The organism is Chryseobacterium vrystaatense (assembly GCF_000737765.1).
GTDB classification, from domain to species: domain Bacteria; phylum Bacteroidota; class Bacteroidia; order Flavobacteriales; family Weeksellaceae; genus Chryseobacterium; species Chryseobacterium vrystaatense.
Map to the genome: position 1 here is coordinate 327,731 of NZ_JPRI01000010.1, position 14,121 is coordinate 341,851.

The 14,121-nt window shown below is 37.7% G+C and carries 14 protein-coding genes; 10 read left to right on the forward strand and 4 right to left on the reverse strand.

What is annotated here, in order from left to right:
• Positions 1–39: 39 nt before the first annotated feature.
• The 3 genes from IW16_RS21695 (at position 40) to IW16_RS21705 (ending at position 3,122) form a co-directional block, all read left to right on the forward strand.
• A complete protein-coding gene (locus IW16_RS21695; RefSeq protein WP_034749574.1) occupies positions 40–792 on the forward strand; it encodes a DUF3575 domain-containing protein in 753 nt (250 codons plus the stop codon).
• Positions 793–888: 96 nt separating this feature from the next.
• Positions 889–1,806: a hypothetical protein gene (locus IW16_RS21700; protein WP_131327954.1), complete on the forward strand. Its 918-nt coding sequence runs from the start codon at positions 889–891 to the stop codon at positions 1,804–1,806.
• Between the two features lie 8 nt (positions 1,807–1,814).
• Positions 1,815–3,122, forward strand: coding sequence for an MFS transporter (locus IW16_RS21705; RefSeq protein WP_223878223.1), 1,308 nt, complete (start codon positions 1,815–1,817; stop codon positions 3,120–3,122).
• A gap of 58 nt (positions 3,123–3,180) precedes the next feature.
• Here the strand turns inward: IW16_RS21705 and IW16_RS21710 are convergent, their stop codons facing one another.
• The gene (locus IW16_RS21710; protein WP_034749580.1) at positions 3,181–3,393 is read right to left on the reverse strand and encodes a hypothetical protein; all 213 of its coding nucleotides are present in this window, start codon (positions 3,391–3,393) and stop codon (positions 3,181–3,183) included.
• A 530-nt stretch (positions 3,394–3,923) separates the two neighbouring features.
• On the opposite strand from IW16_RS21710, the gene IW16_RS21715 reads away from it, so the two are divergent.
• Positions 3,924–4,526 carry a class I SAM-dependent methyltransferase gene (locus IW16_RS21715; RefSeq protein ID WP_185116425.1) on the forward strand — a complete coding sequence of 201 codons (603 nt, stop codon included), beginning with the start codon at positions 3,924–3,926 and terminating at the stop codon, positions 4,524–4,526.
• Between the two features lie 232 nt (positions 4,527–4,758).
• The gene (locus tag IW16_RS21720) at positions 4,759–6,543 is read left to right on the forward strand and encodes a GEVED domain-containing protein (RefSeq protein ID WP_034749583.1); all 1,785 of its coding nucleotides are present in this window, start codon (positions 4,759–4,761) and stop codon (positions 6,541–6,543) included.
• 57 nt (positions 6,544–6,600) lie between these two features.
• Here the strand turns inward: IW16_RS21720 and IW16_RS21725 are convergent, their stop codons facing one another.
• From IW16_RS21725 to truA, 3 genes are all read right to left on the reverse strand, one after another.
• Positions 6,601–8,364 (reverse strand): ABC transporter ATP-binding protein, encoded by a 1,764-nt coding sequence (locus IW16_RS21725; protein ID WP_034749585.1) that lies wholly within the window; start codon positions 8,362–8,364, stop codon positions 6,601–6,603.
• A gap of 223 nt (positions 8,365–8,587) precedes the next feature.
• A complete protein-coding gene (locus tag IW16_RS21730) occupies positions 8,588–8,929 on the reverse strand; it encodes a hypothetical protein (RefSeq protein ID WP_034749587.1) in 342 nt (113 codons plus the stop codon).
• A 286-nt stretch (positions 8,930–9,215) separates the two neighbouring features.
• On the reverse strand, positions 9,216–9,950 hold the full coding sequence (truA, locus tag IW16_RS21735; RefSeq protein WP_034749589.1) for a tRNA pseudouridine(38-40) synthase TruA: 735 nt from the start codon (positions 9,948–9,950) through the stop codon (positions 9,216–9,218).
• Positions 9,951–10,059: 109 nt separating this feature from the next.
• Between truA and lpxK the strand changes: the two genes are divergently transcribed.
• The 5 genes from lpxK to dinB all read left to right on the forward strand — a co-directional run bounded on the left by lpxK (position 10,060) and on the right by dinB (position 14,096).
• The gene (lpxK, locus tag IW16_RS21740) at positions 10,060–11,085 is read left to right on the forward strand and encodes a tetraacyldisaccharide 4'-kinase (RefSeq protein ID WP_034749591.1); all 1,026 of its coding nucleotides are present in this window, start codon (positions 10,060–10,062) and stop codon (positions 11,083–11,085) included.
• Positions 11,069–11,884, forward strand: coding sequence for a purine-nucleoside phosphorylase (locus IW16_RS21745; RefSeq protein WP_034749592.1), 816 nt, complete (start codon positions 11,069–11,071; stop codon positions 11,882–11,884). The genes lpxK and IW16_RS21745 overlap by 17 nt, the downstream gene beginning before the upstream one ends.
• Positions 11,885–11,985: 101 nt before the next feature.
• Entirely contained in the window at positions 11,986–12,501 is a 516-nt protein-coding gene (locus IW16_RS21750; RefSeq protein WP_034749593.1) for a TlpA family protein disulfide reductase, read from the forward strand.
• The gene (locus IW16_RS21755; RefSeq protein ID WP_034749594.1) at positions 12,501–12,956 is read left to right on the forward strand and encodes a GNAT family N-acetyltransferase; all 456 of its coding nucleotides are present in this window, start codon (positions 12,501–12,503) and stop codon (positions 12,954–12,956) included. Before IW16_RS21750 ends, IW16_RS21755 begins: the two co-directional genes overlap by 1 nt.
• 42 nt (positions 12,957–12,998) lie before the next feature.
• On the forward strand, positions 12,999–14,096 hold the full coding sequence (dinB, locus tag IW16_RS21760) for a DNA polymerase IV (protein ID WP_034749595.1): 1,098 nt from the start codon (positions 12,999–13,001) through the stop codon (positions 14,094–14,096).
• Positions 14,097–14,121 lie beyond the last annotated feature (25 nt).

Here is a 14,121-nt window from a genome sequence, read left to right on the forward strand (position 1 = left end):
TTTTTGCTGATACTATTTCACACCACAAAATATGAAATCATGAAAAAGCTCCTCATTCTAATTCCCTGTTTCCTGTTTTCAAAAACAGAAGCACAGGAAGTCCAGGCTGTTCCTGCGGATAAAATGAATATCATTAAGACCAATGTTACAGCATATGCATTCAGAAATATCAATCTGTCTTACGAAAGAGCGATCACCCAATGGTTTTCTCTAAATGTAGGTTTTGGAACAATGACGCAGGGAAAAGTTCCTTTCATCAATGCTTTTTTGAAAGATGAAGATGAAAAAAGATTCCAGAATCTGAGAGTGAAAGCAACAAACTTTACCATTGAGCCCAGATTCTATATCGGAAAAGGCTACGGACAGGGATTTTACTTTGCACCCTATTACCGGTATTCTGATGTTTCATCCAATAGTTTTGATTTTTATTACGACTATGATGCCATCGATGGAAACACTTACCAGATCCCTCTCAAAGGCCAGGGAAGCACCAGTGGAAACAGTGGCGGACTGATGGTCGGGGTACAGTTCTTTCTAACCAGAAGCCAAAATCTGGTTCTTGATTTCTGGATCGCAGGAGCTCATTACGGAAAAGGAAAAGGAGATTTCACAATGACCAGCGATTATGTTCTTACCCCGGAAATGCAGGCACAGCTTAAAAAAGAAATTGAAAACCTGGATATTCCCTTTGTAGATTATACCGTAGAAACCAATGCCAGTGGCGCAAAAGTGAAAGTAGACGGTCCCTGGGCAGGATTCAGAAGTGGATTGTCCATCGGATACCGATTTTAAAAACCATGTTTTCTATATTGTAAAAACCGTTCTTTATAAGGACGGTTTATTTTTTTGATGAAATTTGTATCTTGGCCTCCGTTATTCCATGAAAAAATGATAGAACTTATACAGCAAAATAAATTTGAGGATTTCAAAGAAGCTTTAAAAAATTCTGAAGACCTTCAGATCCATGAGTATATTTACGATATATTAAATGATCAAAAGGTTGAAATTAATGATGAAAGTTTTTCTCCCTACGGTTACCAGATTGAATTTTTAGAAGGATTGCAGCTTTTTAAAGCTCTGGAAAAATCTGAAATCAGTCCGGATTATTTAAAACAGTTTTCAAACCTTTTAGTTCATCTCGCATTTTTAATGAGCGCCCATGTGCAGTCACTTGCGGGTGAAGCAATGAGCCAGGGAGCCTATCTTACCGACCTGGGACATGTATACCGATTCAAGGTTTATCCCGAAATCAGAGACGGAATTCAGGAATTCATGGATCTGCTTCAAACCAGACCCGATGAAGCAAAAGCAGTTGCTAATCTTGCTGCAGCGAAAGCAAAAGTCAGCAGCTCTATCGGCAATATCCTTGAAAAGCATGAAATAGGGGAAGATATGCTTCAGTTTGCAGAACATTTTCAAAACGTTGGAGAAACTGAAATGGCTGCCAGAATTTATCAGGGAATCATGAACGATTTCGAATGTGAATCTGTAAAATTGAGTTCCGGTATTATTCCGGAAGCAAGACACGTGGATGACAGAACGGAAAAAGAAATTGAAATATTCAGTAAAGCTAAAGCTAAGTTTGAAAAACTAACAGGACAAAAAGTGCAGGAACCTAACAGAGTCCACATTAAGGAAAACCAACAGCATCAGGATGTCGCAGAGTCAGTGGTACCAGCAGCTCCTTCACAACCACAGGAACCGTTACAGCCACAAAAACCAAACTCTTCTGAATCATCTACTCCACCCCAATCATCAAGACCTGGATTGTTAAACAAAATAAAAAGAATATTCGGTAAAAACTGATTCTTATATTGAGTACAATACATATGAACGCATCACCCATTACTACCGCCCAGAGAATCAAGGCTATTGTAGGCGGCTCTATCGGAAACCTCGTGGAATGGTACGACTGGTATGCTTATGCTGCTTTCGCCATTTACTTTTCCAATTCATTTTTTCCGGATTCTGATCAGAATGCCCAACTGATGAATACAGCAGGAATATTTGCTGTAGGCTTTTTGATGAGGCCTATCGGAGGCTGGATATTCGGAAGTATTGCCGATAAGGTAGGAAGAAAAAGAGCAATGACTCTTTCTGTACTGCTGATGTCTTTTGGTTCGCTTCTTATTGCTCTTACTCCAACGTACAAGACCATTGGAATTCTGGCACCTGCATTATTACTCATTGCCAGATTATTACAGGGATTAAGTGTCGGTGGAGAATATGGTGTTTCCGCAACCTACCTCAGCGAAATGGCATCTGAAAATCGCAGAGGTTTTTATTCCAGTTTCCAATATGTAACACTGATAGGCGGACAGCTGATCGCACTGGGTATTCAATTGATTTTACAGAAACTGATTTTAACAGAGACCCAGCTTGAAGAATGGGGCTGGAGAATTCCTTTCGTAATCGGAGCATTACTTTCTGTAATTGCCCTCTATTTAAGAGCCAATCTGCATGAAACAGAAGCTTTTGAAAATAAAAAAGAGGTTAGCGAAAAGAAAAAAGGTACTGTAGGAGAACTTCTAAAACATCCTAAAGCATTACTCACTGTAATTGGGCTGACGCTGGGAGGAACTTTAGCTTTTTATACCTATACGACCTATATGCAGAAGTTTCTGGTAAATACCGTTCATCTTACGAAAGAACAGTCTACCCTGATATCGTTTGTTTCATTATTTATATTTGCCTGTCTGCAGCCCGTCTTTGGAGCATTGTCCGATAAGATTGGAAGAAGGCCATTGCTGTTAGGTTTCGGGATTCTTGGTACACTCTTTACCGTTCCTCTTCTCACAGCTTTAAGTACCACAACTTCGATGTGGAGTGCATTTTTCCTGATTATGGCAGCTCTCATCATTGTGAGCGGTTATACCTCGATCAACGCCGTTGTAAAAGCTGAACTTTTCCCTTCTGAAATCAGGGCTCTGGGTGTAGGCCTTCCCTATGCGCTTACAGTGGCTATTTTCGGAGGAACTGCTGAATATATAGCTCTTTGGTTAAAAAAGGCTGGAATAGAACCCTATTTTTACTGGTATATCACCGGATGTATTTTATTTTCTCTCATCGTGTATGCAGGAATGAAGGACACCAAAGAAACTTCAGCTTTGGATAAAGATTAAAAGATCAGACCTTAAAAAATATGGCGCCGCAGATTCTCTGCAGCGCCATATTCTATTTTTAATGGTAAGCCTTTTTGAATTTTTCAATCATGCTATCCAGATTGTGACGCTGAACATATACGCTCTTCACATCCTGGTATCTTGGTGACTTGTAAAAAACCTCATGAAAATCCATGCTTCCGTTTCCTACTTTCACTACTTTCTGTACATCAATATTCAGTTTCTTCAGTTCGTCTTTGAAGACTTCAAATTCATCTTGTATATTATTCATTTATATCTTTGGATTTTAGTTAAAAAAATATTTTTTACACTTCATACCCTCTAATAATCTGGGGCATCGTCTAAATTTCTAATAAAATTAGTGAATTTTTCAATATAAACACCATCTATGAATCATTTTTTTATTCAATTTGATGATTTTATACAGATTTTACATTTTTTACCAAAAATCAAACAATCTCAAAACCATATAATTTTACAGAAGATCTATTTGAAAAGCCCGTTAATTCAGGAAAAAACATTGGCAAAATATTATTTTAGCAGATAATATAAAGTATTGAGAACATGCCATATTTCTATGTTATTATCAGGCTAATTATTGTGAAATATGTTGAAATTTCACAAGAACACAACGGTTTTTAAGAATATTCTCTTGTAAGATGTAAGAAAATCAAAAATTTCCAAGACAATAAAGAAACAGGAATCTATACTCAATGAATTAATCAATACATTTGAAGAAATTAACGGACAGTTAAAAAGCTGACGGATCCTGCAGCCATTAACGAATGTAAAATACAAGATATGAATAAGGGACACTGGGAAGAGGTATATAAAAATAAAAATCCGGACCAGGTAAGCTGGACACAGCAAAAACCACAAACCTCGCTGGATTTTATTGATTCTTTCGGATTGGGAAAGGATGCAAAAATTATTGATATTGGTGGCGGAGACAGCAATCTTGTTGATTTTTTAATAGACGAAGGATATCGTCACATTACCGTCCTTGACATTTCGGAAAAAGCTTTGGAAAAGGCAAAAACCAGATTAGGAGCTAAGGCAGAAAAAATAAACTGGATTGTTTCGGATATTACTGAATTCGAAACTGATGAAACCTATGACATCTGGCATGACAGGGCTGCATTTCATTTTCTGACAACGGATGAGCAGGTTTTAAAATACACCAGGATAGCACAAAGAAATACCACCGGTTTTATGATCATAGGAACTTTTTCCAAAAATGGTCCTGCAAAATGCAGTGGATTGGAGATCCGGCAGTATGATGATCACTCACTTGCAGCCAATTTTGAAAGGGATTTCGAAAAAATAAAATGCCTTACGGAAGATCATATCACGCCCTTTGACACCGCACAGAATTTTATATTTTGCAGTTTTAGAAAAAAGTGATTGCTTAACAGTGGACACAATTCATTATTTTAATTTCAGATCATATTTTTCTTTTGTAAGAGACAGACCAGCTTCAATGACGCTGGTCTTTATCACATACACACCTATTCATCAGTATTAATAGTGTTTATAAATAAATTCAATACAAAACATATCAATACCATAAATAAAACCACAACTTACTATTTATTTTATTTATTTTTAACTTACCTAAACCCATAAAAATAATATTATGAAAAAACTACTACTCATCATTGTTTCGGTGCTGACGTGTTCTGATTTTTATTCACAGAAGTTGGAATTTCAGGAATGTGGCACTGATGAATTGATGCGAAAACATTATGAAAAGTATCCCGAACAAAAGGCTCAGGATGATGCTTTTAATTTAGAGTTATCCCGGCTTATCAAAAGCGGAAAGTTTTCAAGTACTCTGAAAAAAAATCAGGTTTATGAAATTCCTGTTGTCGTTCATGTCGTAGGTGACGGAAGTGCTGTTGGAACAGTGAATAATAAATCGGATGCTGATATTATCGCATGGGTAAATTATACGAACGGTGTTTTCTCCGGAAGTTCATCCAGCGGAATGTCCGGAACAAGTTCTGTACTTCCCGTGAAATTTGTTTTTGCTAAAGTAGATCCCAGCTGCGCTCCAACTAACGGAATCAACAGAATCAATGCTTCTCATCTTCCGAAATATGTGAGCGGAGGGGTTAATAATGACAACACCACGAATGCAGTAACGGCTTCTGAAATCACTGCTCTTGGAATGTGGGATACCAGTAAATATTATAACATTTATGTCGTTAAAAAGCTGACTTCCAATTCAGGAGGTCTTAATGGATTTGCTTATTATCCGGGAGGCAGTAATGATTATTCTTTCATGTCTACAAGTGCTTCAGCCGTGAATGCACAGACTTTAGCTCATGAATTTGGACATGCGCTGGGTCTTCGCCATACGCATGAAGGATATAATGAATCCACAGGTGCATGTCCTGCCAATACCGACTGTACCCTGCAGGGAGATTTGGTATGCGATACCGAACCTATGAAAAGTCTATACCATTCTTCTGTACCCTATACCTGCCAGACAGGACAGATTAATCCGTGTACAAGCCAGACCTATGCTGGTGGAGAGAGAAATGTTATGGCTTATACATTCTGTTTTAGAAATCTGTTTACACAGGGACAGTCGGACAGAGCTACAGCTCAGCTCCTGCAATACAGACAGTCGCTGATCAACTCACCGGTAGCCTCTTCTGTGACTCCAAATAACACTTCTGTTTTAACAGCTGCCTGTACTCCAACCTCTATGACCAATCCGGGAAATTATAACATAGGAGTAACTTCAGTGAAATTTGCAGACATCAATAATTATTCATCCAACTATAAGCAGGCTTCTAATAATTTCTATGAAAACTTTACCGGAAATTACTGTTCCGGTGTTTCCAAAACCTCTATTCCGGCCAATATCGCAACCACACTGACTGTTGCACCCGGAACAAGTAATCCTCATATTATAAAGGCATACATTGATTATAATAATGACGGACAGTTCAATGAAACGACAGAGCTTGTCCTTAATCAAAGCGGAATCAGTAATGGTTCTGTTGCCACGGCATCGGTAACTCCGCCTGCAAATGCTGTCTCCAATACCGCTTTACGAATGAGAGTTATAGGTGAATTCAACGGAACAGCTGTTACGGCATGCTCTACTCCGAAATACGGACAGGTAGAAGATTATTCAGTAATCATTACACGCCAGAATTTACTGTCTGTTGAAAATACAGCTAAAGTAAATACGGCAGAAATCATTAAAGATGAAAATTCGGTCTATATAAAAAGTGATTTGAAAATTTCCTCCCTTCATATTTATGATGCTTCGGGAAGACTGCTTACCGGAAGAACAGATATAAAATCTTCCGAATTCAGATTTCCGGTGAATGAAAAGAATACGATTGTAACTGTAACAGCTGTTCTGGAAAATAGCAAAGTCGTCGTTAAAAAACTAAAATTTTAATCAACACATTCTAATAAAAAAGAGAGCCATATGGCTCTCTTTTTCTATGATATACACTCAATTGATTGATTTCTGTTCTTCTTCCAACTCTACTTCATGTCTCAGCTGTGCTTTGTAAAGTGTTGCGTAGTATCCGTTCTGATCAAGGAGTTCTAAATGTTTTCCTTCTTCTACAATTTTACCATGCTCCATGACAATGATTTTATCCGCTTTTTCAATCGTGGAAAGCCTGTGCGCAATAATGATTGATGTTCTGTTCTTCGTAATTTTTTCTGTGGCTCTCTGTATCAGTTTCTCACTTTCATGATCAATAGATGACGTCGCTTCATCCAGAATAAGAATTTTAGGATCTGATAAATAGGCCCTAAGAAAGGACAAAAGCTGTCTTTGTCCTAAAGAAATAGAGGAACCTCTTTCGCTTACCACAAAATCATAACCTCCCGGAAGCTGTTCGATAAACTGATCTACTTCAATTTCTTTGGCTCCTGCTTTTATTTTTTCCAAAGTAACGGTTTCGTCACCAAATGCAAGGTTTTCAAAGATACTTCCGTGGAAAAGGAATACATCCTGCAGCACCACACCGATATGACTTCTCAGATTGTAGAGTTCATAATCTTTCACATCCACATTATCAATCACGATCCTTCCGGAATTGATATCATAAAGTCTTGTAATAAGGCTGATGATCGTAGATTTTCCGGCACCCGTCGCTCCGACAATCGCTACCGTTTCTCCAGGATTTACTTTAAAATCAATCCCTTTCAGTACTTCCTGTTTGTCGTCGTAAGCAAAACGAACATTCTCAAATTCTATTTTTCCGTCAAAATGATCTTTCTTTACCGTACCTGTATTGGGCATTGCATAATCTTCATCCATCACGCCCAATACTCTTTCTGCCCCTACGATACCTCTCTGGATATTATTAAAACGGTCCGCAATCTGTCTTAACGGACGGATTAACATCGAAATATATTGAATAAATGCAATAACAACACCGGCACTGATGGTGATATACCCTCCATAAAACAGGATAAAACCAATGAATAGCGAAGAAATAAGTTCTACGACCGGGAAAAATAATGAGAAGATAAAAACTGTTCTCAATAAGGCACTTTTCAGCGTGATATTGATATCATCAAATTTTTTGAATTCAGCATCCTGCCTGTTGAATACCTGAATAATTGACATTCCCGTCAGTCTTTCCTGAACAAAAGAATTCTGATTAGCTGTCCATGTTCTTTCATCCCCAAAAGCTTTTTTCAGCCTTTTCTGGAAGAATCTGGTAATCATGACCATCAAAGGAAGGATTGCCAATGTAATATAACTCAGATGGACATTGGTATTGAACATCATCACCAGAACAAATACGATTCTAAGAATATCTCCGAAAACCATCAGAAAACCATCCGTATAGACCGTTGCAATGGTTTCTACATCACCAACAGCACGGGTAACGAGTTGTCCGATGGGAGTTTTGTCAAAAAATGCAGTTCTGAAATAAATTAGTTTTGCATACAGTCTCTCACGGATATCACGGATAACGTTCTGCGAAATATAATTTGAAAAGTAAACTAAGAAAAAGTTTAAAATAGTTTCTGCAAATACCAGACCTACCAGAATGTAGATATGCTTCATCATCAAGGCATTATCCTTCAGCCTGGTGATATCATTATCCACCACCTGCATGGTAAGATAAGGCCTGTAAGTAGAAACTATGGACAGTATGACGGAAATTATTAAAGTAAGGATGAACCAGGAACGGAATTTCATTCCAATAAAGAACAGCCTTTTAACAATCCCCCAGGTATCTTGTTTTTTCATTGTACGAATTGAAGAAAGAATTTAAAATTCTATGCAAAAATAAGACTTTATAATTTGACAGCCTTTACAAGTTCATCAAATCGTCATTGAAAATTTCAGATAACGGTTATTTACAATATGAATATACTAAGTTACCTTTAGACCACTTCTTTTAATCTCTGCCGAAGTTGGCTGAGACACTCAAAGTCAATCAATTTAACAGCTCCCGGTACCTTAGTAATGATTACAAATCCTTATCTCCTATTTTTTCAATTTCCAGAGAAGGTTTGCTGATCTGTTCTTTCATGAATTTCTTTTCAAGAAACTTGTAAACTCCATATACAGCTATAATTGAAATGATCCAGCTTATAATATTTATTAATGAAAAACCTGTATAACTGACCTCTTCGACGGAATACGGATCTGAAATTCCTTTATAGATCCCATAAGAAAAACCAAAGAACAGCTGGGTTCCCAGATATATAGCAATAGCCAGAATCCCGAAGTGCCATTTTGTTTTCCCAAACCTTTCTGCAAGTTGTGCGTAATATCTGTACGCTCCGATAAGAATAAAAATTGATAACATACTATGTGTTTTTAAATATTAAAAAATTCAGGTAAATTTTCAACAGGAAAATGCGTTCCTACTTTCTTTTCAAGATCAGAATAAGGATGGTACAACGATTGTGCAGATAATACAAGATATTGACACAATAAAAGTAATGCTACGGGTTTTTTCACGGAAATAGTCACCGACCGCTAAAATAGTATTTTTTTCCGTATACTGAACAAACAGAATAATATACAGCTCATTTGCAACTTTTATATTAATAAAAATCTCTTTTTTTAGGTGGACTGATTACAAAAAGGGGCTAGAATTCATACCCGACGTCTACAAGAAACAATCCGTGACCGGGGGCTGAAGTTCCTGCAGCATTGCGGTGCTTATCTTCAATGATTTTACGCAGATCCTCAGGTTTTATTTTACCACTTCCAATTTCTACCATGGTTCCTACGATGGCACGGACCATATTTCTGAGGAAACGGTTAGCAGAAACGGTAAACTTAAGTTCTGTACCATCCTGCTCCCATTCTGCTTTATACATTTGGCAGATATTGGTTTTGTTATCCGTTTTTAATTTGGCAAAGCTTGTAAAATCCTCATATTCGAAGAGAATTTTGCAGGCTTCATTCATTTTATGAATATCAAGAGGTCTTTTCCAGTGCTGCCATGCCGACTCCTGAGTGAATGGATTTTTTGAGAGAGAAATATAGTATTCATACGTTCGGTAGGTTGCATCAAAACGGGCATGAAAATCATCTTTTACCTGAAACATTCTTTTTATGGAAATGTCGGGTGGAAGAAAGCTGTTCAGTTTATAAGGAAGATTGATCACATCCACCTCTTTCGCGGTATCGAAATGGGCAAATATTTTTTTGGCATGAACACCGGTATCTGTTCTTCCGGCCCCCGTCGTTTTGATTTCTTCCCTTAATATAGTGGAAAGAGCTTTTTCCAGCTCTTCCTGTACAGAAATGGCGTCCGGCTGTATCTGATAACCGAAATAATTTTTCCCGTTGTAAGAAAATTCAATAAAGTATCTCAATGTATAAAAATAACTCTACAAAAATACTTTAATTTAATGAAATAATTATTGAAAAGTCTTTGAGAATATTACTGAAAATCCTTGTGAAAATTCCTATTTTTGCAAACGTATGAAAAGATGGTACCTTTATCCTTTTTCCCTTGGTTATCATTTGGTAACGGGTATCCGAAACACAATGTATGATCTGGGGGTTTTTAAGTCGACAAAATTCAAGACTCCGATAATCAATGTCGGTAACCTTTCTGTGGGCGGAAGCGGAAAATCGCCTATGGTGATGTATCTTGCCCAATACCTGTCCAAACATTACAGGACAGGAGTGCTTTCACGCGGGTACGGCAGAATGAGCAAGGGCTACGAAGTCACCAATTATGACAGCAACTATAAGGTTGTGGGTGATGAGGCCATGCAGCTTTTCGAGCGCTTCAAAAACCGTTTTGTGATTGCTGTTTCCGAAGAAAGAGTACCGGGCGCCAAAAAGGTGATTGATGATATGGATCTTGATGTACTTGTTCTCGATGATGCTTTACAGCACAGAGCGATCAAAGCAGGGTTCAATATTCTGATGACCGATTTCAATGATCCTTACTTTAAGGACCACCTACTTCCGGCCGGAGACTTAAGAGAATCCAGAAACGGTTCGAAAAGAGCAGATATCATCATGGTCAGCAAATGTCCTGACGAACTTACCGAAGAAACCAAGCGGTATTATATTTCAAGGATCAGACCTTCACACAACCAAAAAGTATTTTTCTCCTCCATCGGTTATGATGAAAATGTATATGGAAGAGACAAAATGCTTCCGGATAACAACCTGAATTATTATGACATCCTTCTGATTACAGGAATTGCCAATCCAAAACCCCTTATTGAGCATCTTGCGAAATTCTCACAACGGGTGAAGCATCTAAAATTCAGAGACCATCATAATTTCACAGATGATGATATTAAAAAAATCACTGCAGAGTATAAAAAATTAGGCGAATACAAACTGATCCTTACTACAGAAAAGGATTATGTACGTCTGAAAACTTTTGACTATCTTAGAGAAATTGTTTACTACTGGCCTATCAATGTCATCATTGATAAAAAGGAAGAATTCAACCAAATTATCTTAGATTATGTTAGAAAAAATTAAGCAGACCGCAGATTTCATTAAAAATATTATCAAAGAAACTCCGGACTTCGCGATCATTTTAGGATCGGGATTGGGTAAGCTGCAGGATGAAGTGGAAGCTATTCATATTTTGGAGTATCCGGAAATTCCCAACTTTCCGCAAACAACCGTGGCAGGTCATGGCGGAAAATTAATTTACGGAATTTTAGAAGGAAAAAAAGTTCTGATGATGAGCGGCCGCTTTCATTATTATGAGGGCCATTCTATGGAAACAGTCACTTTTCCGATAAGAGTTTTCCATCTTTTAGGTATCAAGAACCTTATCCTTTCCAATGCCTGCGGAGGGGTCAATCCAGACTACAGCGTTGCAGACATTGTTATCTTAAAAGATCATATCAATATGATGCCTGAACATCCGCTTCGTGGCAAAAATATAGACTCGTTCGGTCCCCGATTTGTGGATATGAGCGAACCTTATAACAAGAAAATGATTGCAGTAGCTGAAAAAGCGGCTATCGACAACCATATTAAAATCCATCAGGGAGTTTACGTAGCTTTACAGGGGCCAACCTTTGAAACACCCGCGGAATACGGTATGATTAAAGCTATCGGCGGCGATATGGTTGGAATGAGTACTGTTCCTGAAGTCATTGTTGCCAAACATATGGGAATGGATGCTTTCTGTATTTCCGTGATTACCGACCTTGGCGGACCGGATGTTGCTTTTGCGGTCTCTCATGAAGAAGTTCTGAATGCTGCCAACAAGGCTATGCCGAATGTAATCGCTGTAGTAAAAGGTCTGATCAAAAATTATCAGTAGATCTTTATAGAAATTTTCGATTTCATAAATTTTTCCTAATTCATAAAAATTCAATCATAAATTGCGCCTCATTGATTAGATTTGTATATGAAATTGAAAGCATGAAAAATTTAGCATTAATTTTTATGATCAGTATTTTTGGACTGAGTTCTGCACAGCAACAGCCCAAAGTACTTAAAACCAAATTTTCTAAAGAAGCTTTGGGACAGAAACTGGAGAATGAAGAAGGGAAAAACATTACTGTCCAGCAAATTCTGGATCAGCACAAAGGAAAAGTTTTGATCATTGATTTCTGGGCCGGATGGTGTATAGACTGTTTGAAAGCGCTTCCAAAAGCCGAAGAGCTTGAGAAAAATAATCCCAATGTAGATTTTGTATTCCTTTCACTTGAAAAATCTAAGGAAGGTTTTAACAAAAGTCTGGACAAATTCAATATGAAGGATAAAGACAACTACTGGTTTTCTTCCGGATGGAAAAATAATTTCAATAATTATATTGACCTCAACTGGATTCCAAGATATATGATCATAGATCAGAAGTCTTCTATCGCAAAATATTACGCCATTTCTCCCGAAGATCCGGAAATTCAGGAAACGATAAACCGTCTTTTAAAATAATGATTACAAGAGAAGCTACAGAACAGGATCTTAAAATCCTTTTAGAATTTGAACAGGGAATAGTCTTAGCAGAAAGACCTTTTAACAGCACCCTCATGGATGGAGAGATTCATTATTATGACCTGCTTCATTTGGTACAATCCGAAGATTCGTTAGTACTTGTCACAGAAGAAAATGATGAGATCATCGCATCCGGTTATGCAAAGATCAAAAGACCCGATAATAATTATTCTAATTTTGAAGAGTACGCCTATCTGGGTTTTATGTATGTAAAACCTGAACACAGAGGAAAGGGGGTCAACAAGCTGATTCTGGACGAACTGATCAGCTGGGCAAAGTCAAAAAACATTTCTGAAATAAGACTGGATGTCTATGCCCAAAACGAATCTGCCGTTAAAGCTTATGAAAAAGCAGGCTTTGAATCATTACTCGTGACGATGAGAATGAAAACATGATCAAAATTTAATTCAAAATAAATGAATCCATATCTTTGCGGTATGGATTCTTCTTTTCCCACCCGTAAAATTATTCATGTTGATATGGATGCATTTTATGCTTCTGTTGAGCAACATGATGATCCTTCACTCAAGGGGAAGCCTATTGCTGTAGGAGGAGAACACCGTGGTGTCGTTTCAGCGGCCAGTTATGAAGCCAGAAAGTACGGAGTGCGTTCTGCAATGCCGAGCAAAACAGCCAAGGAAAAGTGTCCGCACATTATTTTTGTTCCACCACGCTTTGCACGGTATAAAGAAATATCAAAACAGATCCGTGAAATTTTTCATGAATACACCGATCTGGTGGAGCCTTTGTCTCTTGACGAAGCATATCTGGACGTCACGGAAAATAAAAAAGATATAGAATCTGCCAATCAGATTGCCAGAGAAATCCGTCAGAAAATATTCGAACAGACCGGGCTTACTGCTTCTGCAGGGATTTCGGTTAATAAATTTCTCGCCAAAGTAGCTTCCGATATCAATAAACCCAACGGACAGAAAACCATTCATCCCGATAGAATTGAGGGTTTTCTTGAAGAGCTTCCTGTGGAAAAATTTTATGGTGTCGGAAAGGTTACGGCCAACAAAATGTTTAGTCTCGGAATTTATAAAGGAAAAGATTTAAAGAAAAAATCCCTTGAAGAACTTGTCAGGCTTTTCGGAAAATCAGGAGGCTATTATTATCATGTTGTACGCGGCATTCATCATTCTGAAGTAAAGCCGCACCGGATCCAGAAAAGTGTCGCTGTGGAAAGAACTTTTTTTGAAGATCTGTTTGACGATCAGGAAATCAACGAGAAACTGGACCATCTGAGTCAGGAGCTTCATCAGCGGCTCCAAAAAAATAATATTCTTGGAAGATCCCTAACTTTAAAAATTAAGTATAAAGATTTTTCTCTTTTTACAAGAAGCTTTACAAAAGAAGAATATTTTAATTCTCCTGAACAGTATTTTAATACCGGAAAAAAACTTTGGGAACTGAGACCTTTTGACAAACCGGTTCGATTACTGGGACTGTCGCTCTCCCACCTCAACACGGAAGAGAAAAAGCAGGTTTCTATTCAACTAAAAATCCCGTTCGAAGAGTTTGAAAATGAATAGGTGAAAATTTTTCACTATCTTGTAG